Annotated in this window: 17 protein-coding genes; 5 read left to right on the top strand and 12 right to left on the bottom strand. The window is 69.8% G+C overall.

Going from position 1 to position 19,174, the window contains the following annotated elements; genetic code table 11:
- The first annotated feature begins 49 nt into the window (after nucleotides 1-49).
- The 5 genes from LV75_RS19200 to LV75_RS35550 are packed head-to-tail and all read left to right on the top strand — an operon-like array spanning nucleotide 50 to nucleotide 6,970.
- Complete coding sequence (locus tag LV75_RS19200; RefSeq protein WP_253888323.1) at nucleotides 50-1,336, top strand: MFS transporter; 1,287 nt, start codon at nucleotides 50-52, stop codon at nucleotides 1,334-1,336.
- Between the two features lie 2 nt (nucleotides 1,337-1,338).
- Nucleotides 1,339-1,998 (top strand): response regulator transcription factor, encoded by a 660-nt coding sequence (locus tag LV75_RS19195; RefSeq protein WP_253888322.1) that lies wholly within the window; start codon nucleotides 1,339-1,341, stop codon nucleotides 1,996-1,998.
- A 1-nt stretch (nucleotide 1,999) separates the two neighbouring features.
- A complete protein-coding gene (locus LV75_RS19190) occupies nucleotides 2,000-3,343 on the top strand; it encodes a sensor histidine kinase (protein WP_253888321.1) in 1,344 nt (447 codons plus the stop codon).
- Nucleotides 3,343-4,272: a TAXI family TRAP transporter solute-binding subunit gene (locus LV75_RS19185; RefSeq protein WP_253888320.1), complete on the top strand. Its 930-nt coding sequence runs from the start codon at nucleotides 3,343-3,345 to the stop codon at nucleotides 4,270-4,272. The genes LV75_RS19190 and LV75_RS19185 overlap by 1 nt, the downstream gene beginning before the upstream one ends.
- A gap of 22 nt (nucleotides 4,273-4,294) precedes the next feature.
- Nucleotides 4,295-6,970 carry an NACHT domain-containing protein gene (locus LV75_RS35550; protein ID WP_253888319.1) on the top strand — a complete coding sequence of 892 codons (2,676 nt, stop codon included), beginning with the start codon at nucleotides 4,295-4,297 and terminating at the stop codon, nucleotides 6,968-6,970.
- Here LV75_RS35550 and LV75_RS19175 read toward each other — a convergent pair.
- From LV75_RS19175 to LV75_RS19120, 12 genes are all read right to left on the bottom strand, one after another.
- Complete coding sequence (locus tag LV75_RS19175) at nucleotides 6,906-7,382, bottom strand: DnaJ family domain-containing protein (protein ID WP_253888318.1); 477 nt, start codon at nucleotides 7,380-7,382, stop codon at nucleotides 6,906-6,908. The genes LV75_RS35550 and LV75_RS19175 overlap by 65 nt on opposite strands.
- On the bottom strand, nucleotides 7,379-8,704 hold the full coding sequence (locus LV75_RS19170; protein ID WP_253888317.1) for a class-II fumarase/aspartase family protein: 1,326 nt from the start codon (nucleotides 8,702-8,704) through the stop codon (nucleotides 7,379-7,381). The genes LV75_RS19175 and LV75_RS19170 overlap by 4 nt, the downstream gene beginning before the upstream one ends.
- A gap of 8 nt (nucleotides 8,705-8,712) precedes the next feature.
- The gene (locus LV75_RS19165; protein ID WP_253888316.1) at nucleotides 8,713-10,533 is read right to left on the bottom strand and encodes an FAD/NAD(P)-binding protein; all 1,821 of its coding nucleotides are present in this window, start codon (nucleotides 10,531-10,533) and stop codon (nucleotides 8,713-8,715) included.
- A 121-nt stretch (nucleotides 10,534-10,654) separates the two neighbouring features.
- A complete protein-coding gene (locus LV75_RS19160; RefSeq protein ID WP_253888315.1) occupies nucleotides 10,655-12,055 on the bottom strand; it encodes a condensation domain-containing protein in 1,401 nt (466 codons plus the stop codon).
- Nucleotides 12,056-12,057: 2 nt separating this feature from the next.
- Complete coding sequence (locus tag LV75_RS19155; protein ID WP_253888314.1) at nucleotides 12,058-13,035, bottom strand: alpha-ketoacid dehydrogenase subunit beta; 978 nt, start codon at nucleotides 13,033-13,035, stop codon at nucleotides 12,058-12,060.
- 18 nt (nucleotides 13,036-13,053) lie between these two features.
- Nucleotides 13,054-14,121 carry a thiamine pyrophosphate-dependent dehydrogenase E1 component subunit alpha gene (locus LV75_RS19150; protein ID WP_253888313.1) on the bottom strand — a complete coding sequence of 356 codons (1,068 nt, stop codon included), beginning with the start codon at nucleotides 14,119-14,121 and terminating at the stop codon, nucleotides 13,054-13,056.
- Entirely contained in the window at nucleotides 14,114-15,001 is an 888-nt protein-coding gene (locus LV75_RS19145) for a class-II aminoacyl-tRNA synthetase family protein (RefSeq protein ID WP_253888312.1), read from the bottom strand. Before LV75_RS19145 ends, LV75_RS19150 begins: the two co-directional genes overlap by 8 nt.
- The gene (locus LV75_RS19140) at nucleotides 14,998-15,642 is read right to left on the bottom strand and encodes a 4'-phosphopantetheinyl transferase family protein (RefSeq protein WP_253888311.1); all 645 of its coding nucleotides are present in this window, start codon (nucleotides 15,640-15,642) and stop codon (nucleotides 14,998-15,000) included. Before LV75_RS19140 ends, LV75_RS19145 begins: the two co-directional genes overlap by 4 nt.
- Nucleotides 15,642-16,484: a hypothetical protein gene (locus LV75_RS19135; protein ID WP_253888310.1), complete on the bottom strand. Its 843-nt coding sequence runs from the start codon at nucleotides 16,482-16,484 to the stop codon at nucleotides 15,642-15,644. The genes LV75_RS19140 and LV75_RS19135 overlap by 1 nt, the downstream gene beginning before the upstream one ends.
- Nucleotides 16,484-16,819: a phosphopantetheine-binding protein gene (locus tag LV75_RS19130; protein ID WP_253888309.1), complete on the bottom strand. Its 336-nt coding sequence runs from the start codon at nucleotides 16,817-16,819 to the stop codon at nucleotides 16,484-16,486. The genes LV75_RS19135 and LV75_RS19130 overlap by 1 nt, the downstream gene beginning before the upstream one ends.
- A 17-nt stretch (nucleotides 16,820-16,836) precedes the next feature.
- Nucleotides 16,837-17,769, bottom strand: a complete 933-nt coding sequence (locus LV75_RS19125) for a 3-oxoacyl-[acyl-carrier-protein] synthase III C-terminal domain-containing protein (protein ID WP_253888308.1) — start codon at nucleotides 17,767-17,769, stop codon at nucleotides 16,837-16,839.
- On the bottom strand, nucleotides 17,766-19,124 hold the full coding sequence (locus LV75_RS19120) for a condensation domain-containing protein (RefSeq protein WP_253888307.1): 1,359 nt from the start codon (nucleotides 19,122-19,124) through the stop codon (nucleotides 17,766-17,768). The genes LV75_RS19125 and LV75_RS19120 overlap by 4 nt, the downstream gene beginning before the upstream one ends.
- Nucleotides 19,125-19,174: the final 50 nt, after the last annotated feature.

Genomic DNA, 19,174 nt, shown 5'->3' with positions numbered 1-19,174 from the left:
GACTACACCCCGCACTGTGGTCCCGATCACGGGATCCACGGGAGGGACCATGTCAGTCAAGGAGCGGGCCGATCGGCGGGTAGTGTCCAACATCGCCAAGGGGTCGATCGGCAACCTGATCGAGTGGTACGACTGGTACGCCTACACGGCGTTCTCCATCTACTTCGCGGCGACGTTCTTCCCCAAGGGCGATCAGACCGCGCAGTGGTTGAACACGGCGGCGGTGTTCGCGGTGGGGTTCTTGATGCGGCCGATCGGGGGGTGGCTGCTGGGGCGGTTCGCCGACCGGTTCGGCCGCCGGAGGGCGTTGACGCTATCGGTGACGTTGATGGCCTTGGGGTCGCTGATGATCGCGCTGACCCCGGGCTACGCGACTATAGGCGTGGCGGCGCCGGTGGTACTGGTGTTGGCGCGGTTGCTTCAAGGGCTGTCCGTGGGTGGCGAGTACGCGACCTCGGCGACCTACCTGTCGGAGATGGCGGCGAGCGGGCGGCGCGGGTTCTTCTCCAGCTTCCAGTACGTCACGCTCACGGCTGGGCAGCTGACCGCGCTGGGGTTGCAGATCGTGCTGCAGAACGTGTTGACGCCTACGCAGATGGACTCGTGGGGTTGGCGCATCGCGTTCGCAGTCGGGGCGCTCGGCGCTCTGGTCGTCATGTACCTGCGGCGCACGATGGACGAATCGCCCAGCTTCGAGGCCGAGCAGACCAACGAGAGCCGGGGGACGCTTAAGGCCCTGCTGCGCCACCCCAGGTCACTCCTGTTGGTGGTAGGCCTGACGCTCGGCGGCACCGTCGCCTTCTACACCTACACGACCTACCTGCAGAAGTTCATGGTGAACACCAGCCACATCGACAAGGGCACGGTCGCGTGGATCAACTTCCTGGCGTTGGTGGTGTTCGTGGCGTTGCAGCCACTCGCGGGGGCGTTGTCAGACCGGATCGGGCGCAGGCCACTGCTGCTGGGCTTCGGTGTGCTGGGGACGCTGTTGACGGTGCCGCTGTTGACGGCACTCGCGGGGACCAACGAGGCCGTACCGGCGTTCTTCTTGATGGTGGGCGCTCTTGTCATCGTCACCGGCTACACCTCCATCAACGCGGTGGTGAAGGCGGAGCTGTTCCCAACGAGGGTCCGTGCCCTGGGCGTGGGACTGCCCTACGCGCTCACAGTAGCGATATTCGGCGGAACGGCTGAATACATCGCCCTGTGGCTCAAGCAAGCCGGGCACGAGTCGGTGTTCTTCTACTATGTGGCGGGATGTGTGTTGGTTTCCCTGGTGGTCTACGCGGTGATGGGGGAAACGTCCACCGACTCGCCGCTCGAGGATCGGGACTGACGATGCGTGTGCTGCTGGTCGAGGACGACGACGGGGTGGCCGCGGCGGTCAACGACGTGCTGACCACGCACGGGCACCCCGTGGAGTGGGTCACCCGGGGCGCCGACGCGCTCATCCGCCACCGCGACGCCGACGTGGTGCTGCTCGACCTCGGCCTACCGGACATCCACGGCCTAGAAGTGCTCCGCAAGCTGCGCAAGCTCTCCTCGACGCCGGTGGTGGTGATGACCGCGCACGGCGATGAGCGCACCGTGGTCCGCGGCCTCCGGCTGGGTGCTGACGACTACCTGGTCAAGCCGGTGCGGCTGATCGAGCTGCTGGCCAGGATCGAGGCAGTGACCCGGCGGGCCCTGTCGGCGGAAGGGGTCCGGCCCGCAGTGGTGGAGGTCGACGACGTCGCGGTGGACCTGAACGCGCGGCGGGTGTCGGTGGCCGGGGCGGTCGTCGGCCTGACCAACCTGGAGTTCGAGGTGCTGGCCGCGCTGGCCAGGCACGCCGGGACCGCGGTGAGCAGGCAGCAACTGCTCGACGAGGTGTGGGGCGACGCGTACCTGGCGGTGTCGCGGTCGTTGGACGTGCACCTGGCGGCGCTGCGGGCGAAGCTGGGGCGGCCGGACCTGGTGCGCACGATCCGCGGCTTCGGCTACCGCCTGGGCGACTGACGTGCGCAGGCGCCTGCTGCTGGTGCTGTTGGGCTTGTCGCTGGCCGCGCTCGCCGGGTTCGCCGGGCCGCTGCTGCACAGCACCTCCGCCGAGCGGACCCAGCGGTTCGCGCTCAGCCGCACCGCCGACCTGGACCGGTTCGCCGAGCTGGCCTCGGTCGGCGGTGACCGGCTGCTCGCCGAGGTCCGCGCGCACGTCGAGCTCTACGGCGACGCCGTCGTGGTGATCGACGCGCGCCGCACACCGGTGCTGGAGACCGGCATGCGCGCGGACGACCCGCTGGTCCGGGCGGCGTTGGACGCGGCGCTGCGCAACCAGCCCGCCGCCACCGCGCCGGACGTGCTGCCGTGGTCCTCGGGCGCGGTGCTGTTCGCCAGGCCGATCGGCAGCGGCACCCGGGTCACCGGCGCGGTCGCGTTGCGCTCCACTGTGGACCGGGCGGCCGCGGATGTCGGGGCCAGCTGGGGGATCGTGCTGAGCGGGGTGCTGAGCGCGGCGCTGGCGTTCGTGGCGCTGGCGTTGCTGCTGGCCAGGTGGGTGCTGCGGCCGGTGGCGGAGCTGGAGCGGGGGGTGCGCGCGGTGGGCGGCGGGTCGCCGGGGGCGCACGTGTCGCCGGTGCTGGGGCCGCCGGAGCTGCGCGGGTTGGCCGGGTCGTTCAACCGCATGTCGGACGCGGTGGCGGAGTCCGCGCACCGGCAGCGCGCGTTGGTGGCCGACACGTCCCACCAGCTGCGCAACCCGCTGGCGGCGTTGCGGCTGCGGATGGACTCGCTCGCTGGCCGGGTGTCGCCATCGGCTGAACCGGCGTACTCGTCGATGGTCGCCGAGCTGGACCGGTTGGAGTCGCTGCTGGACTCGATGCTGCTGCTGGCGTCAGCGGACACGGCTGCCACAGAGTTGGCTGTGGGGTCGGACGCGCGCTGCGACGCCGGGGTGGTCGCTCGTGAGCGAATCGATTCGTGGGTGCCTGCCGCCGACCGGGCTGGGGTGAAGGTGGTGGAGGACATCGCATCGGTTCCGGTGGGCTGCTCGGAGTCGGATCTGGCGCAGGTGTTGGATGTGCTGCTGGACAACGCAATCAAGTACGCGCCAGGCGGGACTGTCCGCGTGTCGGTTGAGCTACCGGGGATAGTTGCCGTTACCGACGATGGTCCGGGGGTTCGCGTGGAGGACTTGCCGAAGCTGACCGACCGGTTCTGGCGTGCTTCCGGTTCGGCCCCGGGGTCGGGCCTTGGACTGGCCATCGCGGACCGCCTGGTGACCGCGTATGGCGGTGAGTTGCGGATCGCCCTTGCGGAGCCTCACGGGTTGGCGGTGACCGTGTCGCTGCCCGGGGGTGCGTGATGGCGCTGTCGCGGCGAAGTTTCCTGGTCGGCGCGTTGGCGGTTGCTGGGTGCTCTTACAGCAGTCCGACCGGCCGGGTAAGGATCGCTGCCGGGGAGCCGGGCGGGTTCTATGTCGAGTTCGCGCGGTTGCTGGCCGGGGAGATGCGGGCTGTTGAGCCTGAGTGGCGAGTCGAGGTGGTGGCGACGTTGGGCAGCGTCATGAACCTCTCCCGGGTAGCGGCCGGCGAGGCTGAACTTGGCTTAACGCTGGCGGATGCCTTGGCCGCAGCGCGATCCGGCACCGAACCGTTCACCGCGCCTATAGATCTCACCGCGCTTGGACGGGTCTACGAGAACTACATGCAACTCGTCGTCCGCGCCGATAGCCCTATCCGCACGTTGGCAGATCTAACGGGGCAGCACGTGTCTCTTGGTGCCTCCGGCTCTGGCGCGGCCCTCTTCGGCGGTCGACTGATCGACACAGCGGACGTCCGGGTCATCATCGACCACCACCCCCTTGCCGACGCCGTAGCCGCTTTACGCGATACCCGCGTCCAAGCACTCCTCTGGTCCGGCGGCCTCCCCACTCCCGCCTTGTCGGAGCTGGACAACGCGATAGGCATCCGGCTCCTTGACCTCACCTCTTACATCCCCGCGCTCCGCGACCGCTACGGCCCGGTCTACGACCAGGTCACCATCCCCGGCGGCACCTACCAAGCCCCCACCCCCGTGACAACCGTCGGCGTCCCCAACCTCCTCATCCCCTCCCCCAGCCTGTCGTCCCCCACCATCGCCGCCACCGTCCGCGTCCTCGTGGAACGCGCCACCAACCTGGTCCCCCAACAGGCCCTGGGCACCCAGTACCTGGACGTCCGCTCCCTCATCGACACCGCCCCAGCCCCACTCCACCCGGCCGCGGCCGCGATGTACCGAGAACTCCGCGGCTAACCGTGCGTTGTACCGTTACCGCGTGCGACGACAGCCGGACCTGACCTTCGCCGAAGCACTGCGCGTCCTGGACCGGGACCAACCGGGGTTCGTCGACAAGCTGGACAAGGCGCTCGGCGGGGTGATCTTGGGTGCTGGCCTGGTCGCCGGAGTCGCCACGCTGGGGACTCCGTTGGCACCGCTGGTCCTGTTCGCCACGGTGTGGGGTTGGGTGGACCAGAAGAACGAGGCCATCTCCCTGCTGCGGTCACTGCTCAAGCCCGCGCGGTTCCGGGACAAGCGCGGCCGTGAGCGCCGGGAGCTGATCGAGGCCGCCCACAGCCTGCTCGTCGCGTCGTCGTTCTTGGACGTGCTGACCGAGACCGTCGGCCCCAAGGCGATGAAGAAGCTGGCCATCACCGACGCCGAGCGCGGGTACGTGGCAACCGGCGCGATCGCCAAGCAGAACCAATCCGCGCTCGACGCCCTCTACCTCGCGGCGATCCCGGCCCCGTGCCCGTCGCGCGGCTTCCAGGAGACCCTGCCCGGCATCCGCTCCTGGATCGGCATCGCGGCGGGCCGCACCGACGACTTCCTCAAGGGCCTGGACGCCTGGTCGGGCCACATCACCCTGGCCAACCCCAAGTTCATCGGGAAGGTCCTGGCCCGCTACGAGTCCCGCTACCTCGCCCTCGCGGCGGACGTCCCCGAGTTCCTCTTCTGGTCCAGCCTCGGCGAACACGCCGCCACCCGGCAGGCCATCACCGGGCTGTCTGACGAGGTGCGCGCCGTCCTCGACGCGCAGTCCGCCGCATTGCAGCGGCTGGAGGGCCTGCTGTCCCTCACCCCGGTCGGCCCTGACCTGGGCGGGGACCAAGAGGCCCTGCACCGGGCCAACCGCGGAGTGCTCAGCCAGCCGGTGATCGCGGCGGACGCGGAGCGGTACGGGGTCGACGTCCGGTTCCCGACCGTTGGGGACGGGTTCGTCACCCCTCAGTACAAGATCACTTCGACCGGTGGGCAGATCGCGAGTGAGCAGTGGTGGGCCGGGCTGCCCGCGCACGACGACCTCGACCTGATGTTGGCCGCGCACTTCACCTCGCCTAACGCGACTCGGGTGCCGCTGCTGCTCTTGGGCCACCCCGGCGCGGGCAAGTCGCTACTCACGAAGGTGATCGCTGCCCGGTTGCCGACCTCGGGGTACACCGTGGTCCGGGTGCCGCTGCGGTCGGTGGAGGCGAGCGCACCGGTCAAGGACCAGATCCGCCAGGCGTTGGACCAGGCGACGAACGACCGCGTTTCCTGGCCGCGGTTGGCAGCACAGACCGCGCAGACGGTCCGTGTGGTGCTCCTCGACGGTCTGGATGAGCTGCTGCAGGCGTCGCAGATCGACCGCAGCGGCTACCTCCGCGAGGCGATGGAGTTCCAGGCGGTGGAGCACGACCAGGAGCTCCCGGTCGTGGTGATCGTGACGTCGCGGACACTGGTCGCCGACCGGGTGCACGTTCCCGAAGGCGCGACGATCGTCAAGCTGGTGGAGTTCGACGATCCGCGGATCGAAGCGTGGACCGATCGGTGGCGAGCGGCGAACCACCGCGCCATCGACGAGGGAACAATCCGCGACCTGCGGCCCGCAGACCTCGCCAAGCACGAAGACCTGGCGCGGCAACCGCTGCTGTTGCTGATGTTGGCGCTGTACGCGGCCGATCCGACCTCACCCGGCCTGAGCGAGGACATGTCCACGACCGCGCTCTACGAGCGCATCTTCGACAGCTTCGCCCGCCGGGAAGCCGCGAAGACCACCACGTCGGTGAACCTCGACGCCGCCGTCGCGGCGCAGATAGAGCGGCTGTCCATCGCCGCACTCGGGATGTTCAACCGAGGCGCCCAGTACATCAGCGAAGCTGAACTCTCGGCGGACTTGACCGCTCTACTCGGGCACGAGCCCGACGGCGGGAAGCGACTGCTGGCCGAGTTCTTCTTCATCCACTCACCAGAAGCGCTGACCCTCCAGAAGCAGCGCTCGTACGAGTTCCTCCACGCCACCTTCGGCGAGTTCTTGGTGGCTCGTTACATCACCAAGGAACTGATCAACATGGCACACGGGGCCAAGTTCAACCGGGATGGCCCCAACGACGCAATACTGTTCGCGCTACTCTCTCACCGGGCCCTGGCCGAACAATACAACATTCTCGCCACCATTCGAGAGATACTCAAGACCGACGACGAAGATATCGTCGTCGCGATACTATTGACGGCGATCGGGAACTATCGCAGCCGCACCAGGTCAAGCCAATACGATGCATATCGGCCCACACCGGTAGATCTGGTGCGCCAACTAGCAGCATACTCGGCCAACCTGATCACTATCACCTACGTGATCGACACCAGCAAAGAGGAGTTCAAGTCACTCACTAAACACCATTCATGGAGCTCGACTATCCACCTTTGGCAAACCCTGCCCAAGAATGGTTGGATACCAGCCGTCGCACTACTCTATGATTCAGGACAGTACAGCGGAATCTTTCCCGAAGGGTTCGTCGCGCAACTAGCGGGAGATACACTTCTTGCGCGCGCACTCGCGGCAATTTCGGAGATGATCACCATCTCCTTTCGCACAAGAAATATGTCTACAGTCGATTTCGAGGAGATCGTTACTGAGTACGCGAAGCTCCACGGCGATTCCACCAACGGCGCTTCGGTTGAGGAGGAGGAATAGCGGGCGGTGGCTCGGGCACGGGGCGGGTCTCGCGCCAGCCGGAGACGATCTCGTCCTCGTCCACCAGGGGCACCATGAAGTGGGTGTCCTGGCCGTTGCGCATCCAGAGTTTGATGCGGTCGTTCAGGTCCGCCACCAGCTCTCGCACCAGGCGCTCCGTCGGGGCACCCCGTACCACCTCCGGCAGCCGCTCGATCTCCTTGCGCAGACGCAGAGGCTCGGGGAGCAGCGCCTCCGTCTCGACGCCTTCGCGTTTGAGGTAGGCGGCTAGCCAGGCGTTGGGGTCGTGGAGGTTGGGGAGCGGCTTGCCCGCTCCCGGGAGGTCGTCGAAGTCGCCGCGGTTGGCCGCTTCTCGGATCTGGGACTCGACCCAGGACTCCATGGAGACGCCGGGGGGTTTGCGGCGGGTCATGGGAGGTTGCGGTAGTGGGCGAGGGCGCGGTCGATGAGGGCGCCGGTGGAGCCCAGGTACTCAGCGGGATCCAACAACGCGTTCACGTCCACGGAAGCGAGCTCGGGAGCGGCTCGCAGAGCGTCGGCGAAGTTTTCGGAGCGGGAGAGGCTGGCTAGGAGCTTCTTGGCCTCTACCTTGCCCAAGACAGGCGCTAGAGCGACGTTCAAGCGCTCGGAGACGATGGTGCCGCCGGTCAGCGATAGGTTCGCGCGGAGGCGGTCGGGGAAGACCTCCAGGCCTTCGGCTAGCTCGGCGGCGGTGGCGGCAGCCCCGCCGAGGGAGCGCAGCAACTCACGCAGGGGCTGCCATTCGGCGTGCCAGGCGCCGGGGGCTCGTTCGTCTTCGGCGAGCATCGACTGGGCCAGGACTGTCGCATAGAGGGGGACCTGGCGGGCGGCGGCCATGATGAGGGTGGCCAGGACCGGGTTGCGCTTTTGCGGCATCGCGGACGAAACGCCGCGGCCTTCGGCGGAGGGCTCGACTACCTCGGCCACCTCGGTGCGGGACATGCCTTGGACGTCTAGCGCGAACTTCCCCAACGCACCGGTGACAATAGAGGCCGCAGAACCGATGTCGACGTAAGGGGCGCGAAGGGCGTGCCAGGGCACTACGGCTTCCGGCAAGCCCAACACGGCTGAAAACTCCGCCGACAGCAAGGGGCCGTGCGAAGGATCCCCCGCGTACTCCACATAGGACGCCAGGGTCCCGGCAGCGCCACCGAGCTGCGCGGGCAGAACCACTCCACGCACACGGGTAAGCCCGTCCAGCACCGAGGTCAGCCACCCGGCGGCTTTAAGACCGAAAGTCACCGGCACCGCGTGCTGGGTAAGAGTGCGCCCAGCCATCACCGAGTCCCGGTGTTCCTCGGCCAACCTCGCCAAGGCAGCGGCAACTCGCAGCAGGTCGCGCGACACCACGTCGAAGACCCGGCGGGTGATGAGCATGGCGGCGGTGTCGAGGATGTCCTGGCTGGTGCTGCCGCGGTGGACGTACTCGCGGGCGTCTTCGGGCACGCAGGCGGTGAAGGCGGTGACAAACGCCACGATGGGGTTGGCGCCACCGCGTGAGCGCACGGCCAGGTCGACCACGTCGATGTCGGCGACGGTGTCGGCGATGGCCGCCGCGGCGGCGGCCGGGATGACCCCCAGCTTGGCCTGCGCGCGGGCCAGGGCCACCTCGACCTCGACCATCGCGGCCACCCACGCCTCGTCGGTCACCAGGTCGGCCGCCTCGGCGCCCGCCCACACCGGGGCGAGCAGGCCACTGTCGGTACCGGTCACGCGGCTCCTCACGCCGGTCGCGCGACCGGGGGCCGCGCGCTGCTGGTCACCGCCAGCGCCGCCCGGGCGATGGCGTCCGCGTCGGCCAGGATCACCGAGTTCACCCCAGGGCGAATGCCCGCCGCGGTGACCCAGTGCACCGACTCGGTAGGGACACCGTATCCGAACCGGGTGGGGTGGGGTGTGCCGTCCGCGCGCAACAGCCGGTAGGGCCGTGGGGTGACGGCAAGCCCACCTGTCTCGACCGCCCCTTCAGGATCCGGGATGTGGTAGGGGACGCAGTCGCCTCGTTCGAGCATGGACGCTATAAGCGGGTCCGTGGTCTGCCGGATGTCGACCTCCGGTAGCCGCGCCTCGACCAGCGTCGTGCACAGGACCCCGGACCCACCGACCCGGGGCGAGCTCACCAGGAAGCCTCTATCGGCTAGATCCACCCGCATCCCCGGGCCGACCACCCGCACGACCTCAGCCTCGATAAGAGCCACCAACTCAGCCACGCGCCGAGCGGGCGGACCGATGGACAGGTACGCATTAAGCGGGGTGTACCAACCGTCGAGGTCGTTGCGGTAAGAGGTGCCGGTGATGCCGCCGTGGTCTACCGCCAAGCGGATCTCGTTGCGCATGTCCCGGAGAACATCCAAGGCGGCCTTCACCGGGTCGGTCACGTTCCCGCCCGGTACGTCGGCCCGCAGCAGCTCTATCAACCAGGCGTCGAACTCTGCGGGCGACCCGAACCGGCGCCCACCGTCCGGGTGCGCGATCAGCCCCCAGTCCCACGGCTGCACGCCGGACGACTCGACCAGCCCCGGCTCCCCCGCGATGAACCGGCTGGCGAACTCATCGCCCAGCAGGGTCCGGTAGTAGACGAGTTCGACCTCACGCGCGACCAGCGGCCAGATGTCCTCGCGGAACGACACCGCGGCGCGAGAGCGCAGCTCGGCGATCACGTCCAGCGTCAGGAACACCGGCTCGTGGCGCCCGAACGCGCCCTTCTCGTTCTCCCCGCGCGCGTGGTAGGGCAGCCCGCGCCGAGAACCGGTGACAATCACGGGTTCCTGGCCCGAGGGAACGTAGGCCAACGACCCGTCCGCGCGCTCTTTGAACCGCCCTCCCCTATCGCCGGTAAGAAGCGCGAGGTAGTCGAAGAACGCCAGCCCCATCCCCCGAACCGCGATGACCTCGCCGGGCATGATCCCCGACAGGTCCACCTCGGACGGGTTGCCCGGCGGGAGGTAGCCCAGTCCGCGTGAGTCAGCGAAACCGGCCAACCGTGACTCCATAGCCCCTAGAGGCATGTCCACGTGGCCTTGCGCCAACACGACGGCCGACAGCCCGGTAAGAACCTGGCCGTCGGACAGCGTCACGCACTGCCCGTCGGGGAGGTCATCGAGCGCGACAGCGGTAAGACGATGTACCCGAACTTCCACCGAAGGCGGCGCTGCCTGCCGCACGTGATCGAGGAACCAGTCCAGGTAGTGACCATAGAACGCCCGCGTGGGGTAAGAGTCCGGAGTCAACGCCGCGGCCTCGGCAGCGACAACAGCGGGTGCCAACCCCGCGGCAGCCCAGTCATAGAGGGACGGACCGGGTCGGATAGGTCCAGCACAGTCGACGGTCACGTCGGTGAACATCGAGACCTGGCAGGCGATGGTGTTCATCAGCAGCGACGCGGGCTGGCTCGTCGACCACACCCGCCCACCGCGCCCGGCGAACGGGTCGACCAGGTGCACCACCACCGGACCCTCGGCACCGGCGCACAGGCGCTCCAGGACGCTGAGCCCGCGCGGACCCGCGCCGACGACACAAACGGCTCGACCAAACCTGTGCATGCGTGCTTCCCGGGTGGACATGGGTGCGGGGGTGGGTCCACCAACGGCCCACCCCCGCAGCCAACTTGTTCAGCGAGCGCGGAAGGGTCTCCGCGCTACCGCGCGATTCACTTGATCTCGATCATCGGGCACCTCCCTCTGCAGTGTCCGCCCCGGCACCGGCGGTGGCCGGGAGCCTGGTCTCGCCCCGCACGCCGGTCGGCGTGTCCGGGTCGAGGGCGGTGCGCACGGCGACCGACTCGATGCCGCGCACGACGGCCTCGGTCTCGGTCGCGGTGAAGTAGCGGGTGTCCACCGACATGGTGAACTCGATCGCGTCGGCGGGATCGTCGACGTGCAGGTACAGCTTCTGCCGGGGCATGCCCGGTTCGTCCTCCCAGTGCACCGACGAGCGCGCCAGCGCGGCCGTGAGCGACTCCGCGTCCGGGTCCGCGCCGCCGGCGGGGGCGCGGTCGGATTTGCGGCGGTCGTTGAAGAAGCAGGAGAAGTCGATGGCCTCGCCGCGCTCGGCGACGACCTTGTCGACCACCTCGTCCTGGGCGTCCGGGTCGTAGTAGGCGTGCTTGTAGGCGTTCATCGTGCTGCGGGCCGCCCGGGCGACCGCTTCACCGAGGGTGATATCGGCTACGTCGATCAGGTAGGGGCTGATCTGCACGATCGTGCTCACCGAGTCGGCGAAGCCCGGCCGGAACCGGTTGCTGACCATCAGCATCGCCATCACCGGGTTGCTCGCCCCGGCCTTGGCCAACGCGACCGCGAAGCAGGCCAGCAGCACCGGCGAGGTGCTGATCCCGGCTCGGCGCGCCACGGCGTCCACCGCCAGCCTGGTCGCCGGGGAGCGGTAGCGGACCATCCGGAACGTCGGATCGCCCAGCTCGCGGGGCTCACCGAAGCGCAACGGCGACACCGTTCGCAACACGTGCTCGAGGTAGCGCAACGACGCCGCGGACTGGCGCAACGCCGCGGGCTCCCGCTGGGCCAGCGCTTGCGCCAGCGGCTGCACGGCGGTGACCGGCGGCAACGTGGCCGGGTCGCTGCCCAGCTCGCCGATCAGCACCTCCAGCCCGCCCGCGTCCATCGCCAGGTGCAGGTACACCGCGACCATGTGCGTGAGCGCCCCGCCGGAGCGCACGACCGCCATCCGCACCGGGAACTCGTGCTCGTAGTCGAACGGCACGCTCGCGTAGCGCTCCTGCACCGCGTCGGCCACCGCGGCCGGGTCCGACCCGGTCGCGTCGACGACCTCCAGCACGACCTCGCCGGAGGACACCAGGCTCTGCCGGGGCCTGCCGTCGGTGAACACCAGCCGGGTGCGCAACGCCTGGTGCCTGCCCACGGCCGAGCGCAACGTGGCGACGACCTGTTCCACCGTGACCCCCGGTGGCAGCGCGATCGCACCACCCATGGTCCGTGACTCGCCCGAGCGGGCGATGGCCTGCCAGATGCCGATCTGACCCCAGGTCAGCCCGGCCTCGCCACTGCCATCTCCCTGGAACGGAACGGGGACGCGCTCCAGCTCCATGATCACCAACCCGGGCTCTTGAGCACCGAGCGGACCGCCTCGGCCAACTGCGGCCTGGTCGGCTGCAGCACCTCGTCCAGTTCCGGGACCGCGCCGACGATCGCGCCGTCCGGCCTGGTCACCCGCTTGGGCGGGGCCACCAGCCGCATCTCCTCCGCGGCGGTCGCGAGGATCTCCGCGCCCATCCCGCACGAGCGGTTCGAGTCGTCGAACACCACCAGCCGCCCGGTCTTGGCCACCGACTCGGCCAACCCGGCCCAGTCGAACGGGTACACCGAACGCGGGTCCCACACCTCGACCGACGCCTCGTCGGCCAGCTCCTCGGCCACCGCGAGCGCCTCGTGCACCAAGTGCCCCAAAGCGACAACGGTGACGTCGGTGCCCGGGCGGTGGACCCGGCCGCTGCCCAGCGGGATCGGTGCCAGGTCGGCGTAGTCGACGATCTCGCGCACGCTCAGCGAGGCGAGGGGGCCGAAGAACACCACCGGGTCGTCGTCGCGGATCGCGGTCGTGAGCAGGCCGTAGGCGTCGGTCGGCGTCGCGGGCAGCACGGTCTTGACGCCCATGTGCGCGAACATGCTGTAGGGCTGGTCGGAGTGTTGCGCGCCCCACCCGGCCCGCCACCCCGCCGCGGGCATCAGGTAGGTGACCGGGACGCTGCGCTGGCCGCCGCTCATCATCAGGAACTTGTTGGCCTGGTTGGTGATCTGCTCGAACACCAGCAGCAGCAGGAACGGGATCTGGAACTCGATCACCGGCCTGCGCCCGGCCATCGCCGCGCCGGTGGCGAAGTTGGTGAAGCCCTGCTCGGTCAGCGGGACCTCCACCACCCGGTCCGGGCCGAAGCGCTTGAGGAACCCGGCGGTGACGTTGGTCAGCGCGAAGTTGACGTCCTCGCCGAGGACGAAGACCGACTCGTCGCGGTCCATCTCGTCACCGAGCGCGCGGTTGAGGGCCTTGAGGTAGGACAACTTGGGCACGGCACACCTCCTTCCCGGTCAGAGCGACACGCCTGGTCTCGGTCGGAAACCATCGGCGTAGTAGTGGTCCATGGCGTCGGCCGGGTCCGGCCGCGGGCTGTCCACGGCGAACCGGACGACCTCGTCGAGTTCGAGCTCGACCTCGGCGTCGACCCGGTCCTTCGCGGCGGCGTCGATCCTGGCCGCCTGGATGTCGAGCGGGTCGCGCTCCTTCCAGGCGTTGACCTCGGCCTGGTCGCGGTAGCGCAGGCGGACCAACATCTCGAAGGTGTGGTGACCGTGGTAGCGGTAGGTCCGCATCTCCAGCAGCGACGGACCGCCGCCGGAGCGGGCCCGGGCGACCGCCTCGGCGACCGCCTCGTGCACCACCTCGGCGTCCTGTCCGTCCACAACGGAGGACGGGATGCCGAACGCCTCGCCGCGGCCGGTGATCGTCCCGGCGACCGCCGTCTCCACCGGAAGCGTTGTGGCGTAACGGTTGTTCTCACAAATGTATACCACAGGGAGCTGCCACAAACCGGCCAGGTTGAAGCCTTCGAGCAACGCGCCCTGGGTGACCGCGCCGTCGCCGAAGAAGCTCAGCACGACCTTGGGCTCGCCCGCCTTCGCCGCCGCCCAGGCGATCCCGGCCGCGATGCCCGCGCCGTGACCGACGGTGCCGGTCGCGTTGTAGACGCCCGCGGTGAAGTCGGAGGGGTGGAAGGACCCGCCGCGCCCCTTGTCGATGCCGGTGACCCGGCCCGCCATCTCGGCCATCACCCGCCCCGGGTCGCTGCCCTTGGCCAGCAGGTGCCCGTGGCCGCGGTGGCTGGAGAGCACGATGTCATCGGGGGCCAGCGCCGCGCAAGCCCCCGCCGCGACCGCCTCCTGCCCGATGCACGGGTGGATGCCGCTGAAGATCTCCCCGGCGCGGACCAGGTCGATGGCGCGTTCCTCGAACCGGCGGATGAACCGCATGGTCCGGTACAACTCGAGACTGCTGGGGACGGTCGGGCCAGCGGGCACGGCCGCAGTGGCCGGGACCGCGGTGACACCGGCGACGGCGAGGCCGTCCGCGACAGCGGGATTCGCCACGTTGTCAGCCACGGTGACCACCGCCCAACGCGGCCAGCACCTCGGCGGGCCACCGCGTGGAATCCTCGCCATGGCGGGTGATCAGCGCCAACGCCAACCGCTCAAGTCCAAACGCGACACACGAGGTGTTGGCGGGTTCGCCGCCCGCGGTGATGCCGAAGGTCTCGCCGAAGTGCTCCTTGTGGTAGTTCGCCGAAGCGACCGCCTGCACAGTGCCGTCGGCGACCGGGACCTTGAGCTCCCACTTGAGTTCCTGCATCCGTTGCGCGGCCTGGTAGAGCTTGCGCCCCGGGCCGAAGAACGGGTCGTCGGCGACCTCCACCGATACCGCCAGCCCCAGGTCGGTGAACCAGCCCTCGACCTGTTCGAGCCGAGCCGCCCGCCACTTCAGGCAGTGCTCGTCGGTGGCGACGGTGACCAGCTCCAGCATCCGGAACGACCGCATCCGCCCGGGCTCACTGGTGGCCTCTTGGCGGAAGCAGGACGCCTCGACGGTCACCTTGGCGGGCTCGTCGAGCGCGCTTCCCTCAAGCGCCGCGTACACGGGGTAGCAGGCGGCGGGCAGCAGCACCAGGTCGCCGATCTGTTGCTGCGCATGCCATTCACCGCCCTCTTCGACCAGCGGCTTGAGCCTGGCCCAGCCGCTGGGAGTGCCGCCGTAGCCGTGAACGGTGCCGAGCAGGTTGGGGAACGCGGCGACGTAACCGGCGCGTTCGATGGTCTTGCGGGAGATCACCGGTGGGATGACCAAGCGGTGGAAGGGCTCGTCCGCGGCGAGCGCGGCAACCCCGTCGCGCAGCAGCCCGATGACCCGCTCGAACCCCGGTGGCGACAGGAACACGCCGGGGACGCCCGTCTCCAGCGGCAGACCCGCACCCAGTCCCGAACTCATGGCGCCACTCCCTGTCCTGGCCAGAGGTGCTCGCGCACCTGGTAGTCGTCCTCGCCCGCCAGCGCCACCGCCGCCGCGTAGCCGCTCGGCGCGGGCAGGTCCCGCACCCGGTAGGGCCCGTCGGCCTGGCGGACCACGCGGCGCCCGTGCACCGGCAACCGCAAACCGGGGAACAGCCGTCCGCCCGCCGCCTTCACGCACGCCTCTTTGCGCGCGAGCAGATCGGTGAACCGGACCGGGCAGTCGGCCACGTGCTCGGCCTCCTCGCCCGGGTAGAACCTGCGCGCGGTGCGCGCCGCGTCCATGCCCGCGTCGACGCGCTGCAGGTCGACCCCCACCGCCCGCTCGGCGGTGCAGGCGACCATCGCCAACCCCTCGGACTTGGACAGGCTCATCCGCAGGCCGTCGACCTCGGGTTTGCCGTGCCGCCCGATCGTGAAGCGCACCCGGTCGGGGCTGATCCCGAGCGCCCGCCCGGTGAGCACCCGGGCCGCGCCGTGCGCCGCGACGTACTCGCGCCGCCGCGGCGGGTCCAGCTCCCCGGCCCGCTCCCGCTCGCGGGCGTCGAGGTAGCCGTGCAGCTCGTCGAGGAACCCTTGCGGGAGAACCGAATCGACGAGCCAGACGCTGACCGTGTCCATCATGCCACCGCCGGTGCCGGTCGCGCCAGGGTGAGTTGATCCACAGTGGATATACACAGTAGACCGTGTGCGGGTTCGTAGTCGGCGAGGACCACCGGGCCCTCGTGGCCGCCTTGCGCCAGCTCCCACCAGATCCCGGTGTAGGGCTGCCCCGCGTCGGCCACCACGGTCGCCACGCCGGGGGCCACCTCGGCCAACCGCGCGGACGCGATCACCGGGGCGTCGTTCCCGGCCAGGGACGAGCGCAGCAGGCCGGGGACGCGCTGCGCGTCGACGCCGGTGTGCTGGCGCAGGCCGAGCCGGCGACCCTCCTGCTCCAACCGCAGGGCGACGGCGGTGTGGCGATCGGGAACCGGTGCGGGCTCTTGGAGTTCGTAGTGCAACGCGGACTGCTCGACGATGAACACCAGCGCCCGCGAACACTCCCCTGAACCCAAGTACGCCTCGGTGAGCCGGAGCGCGGTGAACGCCGCGCCGCTGCCCTGGTCGCACACCGCGAACGCCATGGGCCTGCCCGAGCACCGGTCGCTCAGGTAGCAGGCCGTGGCCCGCCCCAGGCGCAGGTCGTGCATGGCGAAGGCGAGCACCAGCAGGTCGACCGGTTCGTCCGGTCCGACGATCGAGGGCAGCATCGCCTCGGCCATCTCACCGAACGAGTGCCCGACGCCCTCCTCGAGCAGGTCCTCGCGCAGAGCGTTGCCGTACGGGCGGACCAGGTCGGCCAGGAACGGGCGCAACGCCGGGTCCAGCGCGGTGGGCGAGGTCTCGGCGAACACCCTGGCGTGCGCGGCGACCAGCCGGGCCGGCCCGGTGGCCGCGCCGGGGGCGCCGGAGGTGAACATCACTCGTCCGCGACGGTGTGGGCGGCGATGTAGGCCGCGAGGGTGCCGACGGTCTCCAGGTCGTTCTGGTCGATCTCCTCGACGTCGATCTGGATCTCCAGCTCGTCCTCGAGCTCCAGCAGCAGCTCCAGCGTGCTCGCCGAGCTCAACCCCAGCTCGGTGAACAGCTTGGTGTCCGCGCTCAGCCCGGTGACCTCGCGCTTGAGCACCCGCGGCAGCAGCTCCGCCATGCTGTCGGTGACCCGCCCGAGCAACTCGGTGTCCACTCCGGCGCCGACCGCCCCGGCGTCAGCAGCACCAACAGCCTCAACTTCAGCAACCTCAACAGACCCCACGGGGCCCTCCCATCACGCTAGTGCTCGAAGACCATCGCGGAGAACGTCGCGCCCAACCCGGCGGCGCCGACCAGGTACCGGTCCCCCGGCCGCAACCGCCCCCGGTCCAGGGCGGTGCGGTAGTTGAGGAACGGGTCCGCGGCGAAGCTGTGCCCGGTGACCGCCACGTTGTCGAGCAGCACCTGCTCCACCGGGTACCCGATCCGTTTGGCGACCCGCCGCCACGACACCGAGTTCACGTTGTGCGGCAACACCAACGCGATGTCGTCGAGGGTGAGCCCGGCCCGCTCGACCGCGGCGAGCAGCACCCCGGTCAGCAGCTCCGGGTACTCGTACTGGAACCGGGCGGCCAACTCCGGGTCGATGATCAGCCTGCCGTCGAAGTCGCCGCGCACGCTCGAGGCGTAGGCCAGCAGCCGGTCGCGCGGACCGTCGGCGCCGACCAGCGCGGCCGCGGCACCCTCGCCGAACACGGCGGTGTCGGGCACCAGCATCGCGTCCGGGGTGAAGGTCTTCTCCCCGGACACGATCAGCGCCAACGCCTCGGGGTCCGGGTCGGCGGCGAGCAGCCTGCCCGCCACGTCCAGCGCGAGCAGACCCGTGGCGCACGCCTGGTGGGTCACGGTGAAGGTCAGCGCGTGGTCCAACCCGAGCTTGCCGCACAACTCGCGCAACGGGTTGCGCGGGTAGGGCACGGCGACCGGCATGCCGCGGGCGTAGATGACGTAGCGGACCCGCGATTCCTGGCCGCGCAACGTCTCCAGCCGGTCGGTCGCGCCCACGAGCAGGTCCAGCAGGGTGCCGCCGGTGTCGAGGCACACCTGGTCGAGGCCGTGGAAGCGGCGGAACAACCGGACCTGCCGCTCGGTGAGCCCGAACCGGGGTGCCAGCTCGTCGAGCGGGACCCGGTCCGGCGGCAGGTACGCGGCCACCTCGCGCAGCGCGGTCACGACCGGATGCCCGTCGTGGCGCCCGGGTCGAGCGCGGCGTCGACCAGCACGGTCTCGATCTCGGTGAGCAGGTCGAGCATGGACTTGGGCGCGACCCGGGTCGTGTCGCCGGTGAGGGTGAACACGATCGCGTCCGGCTCGGCGTCCACGTCGAGGTAGAGCAGCGGACTGTCCACATCGGTCCACATGACCCACTCGTGGGTGCTCGACCCGCGGGCGGCCAGGATCTCCTCAGCCGGGGGCGCCACCAGTTCGTGTTCGTCGCGCCCGGGCGGGCGGCGGTCGTTGAAGTAGGTGTCCATCTCGACCCGCCCGCCCAGCTCCTCGGCGACCCGGTCGACCATGGCGGCGCGCTTCTCGGGGTCGTAGTAGGCGTACTTGTAGGTGACCATGGTGGCCTGCCTGGCCCGGTGCACCGCCTCGTCGAACCCGGCGTCGGCGAGGTCGACCATCAGCGGGCAGGTCTGGGCCATGGTGCTGACCGACCCCACCAGCGACTGGCGGAACCGGTTGTTCACCGCGATCTGCACCGCGACCGGGTTGTTGCCCACGGTCCTGGCCAGCGCGCACGCGTAGCCGGCGAGCAGCACCGGCGAGGTGTCGGTGCCCAGCCGCGCGGCGATCGCCTTGGTCGCCAGCCAGGACGCCGGGGACCGCAGCGACAGGTCGCCCCAGCGCGGGGACCGGTGGTCGTCTGACTCGCCCTCGACGCGCTTGGCCGAGACGGTGCGCAGCACCCGCTCCCAGTAGCGCAGCGCGGCCTCGCTGTTGCGCAGCACGTTGGGTTTGCGCTGCTGCTCGGCCAGCTCCAGCGGCTGGGTCGCGGTCAGCGGCAGCGTCGGCTCACCGGTCGCCCAGTCCATTGTGGCCAGATCGGACACCAGCGCGTCCAGGCCGTGCGCGTCGATGGCCAGGTGGCTGTAGACCGCGACCGAGTGCGTCGGCTCGCCGTCCTTGGTGACCACGGCCATCCGCACCGGCCACTCCTGGGCGTAGTCGAAGTCCGCGTCCTCGTACTCGGCCTTGACCCGCTCGGCGACCTCCGCCGGGTCCTCGGCGCCCGCGTCGACGACCGCCAGGGCGACCTGCCCCGAGGTGTGCACCTGTTGGCGCGGACCACCGTCGGGCTTGTCGAACACCAGCCGGGTGCGCAGCGACTGGTGCCTGCCCATCACGTAGCGCAGCACCATCGCCGACTGCTCGACCGTCGTCCCCGGGGGCAGCGCCGTGATGCCGCCCATGGTCTCCGAGTGCCCGGTCTTGACCACCGTGCGCCACACGGTGCGCTGGCCCCAGGTGAGGTCACCGACCCCGGAGCCGGTCCCGTGGAAATCGACGAGGATCTTCTCCGTCATCCCGCTTTACTCCCCGCCGCATTGAGCTTCTAGCGGGCATTGTTGGGAGC

It is taken from the genome of Actinokineospora diospyrosa, assembly GCF_024171925.1.
In the GTDB taxonomy this organism is placed as follows: Bacteria; Actinomycetota; Actinomycetes; order Mycobacteriales; family Pseudonocardiaceae; genus Actinokineospora; species Actinokineospora diospyrosa.
The sequence above is the reverse complement of the archived record's forward strand: the minus strand, read 5'-3'. Positions and strand labels throughout refer to the sequence as shown.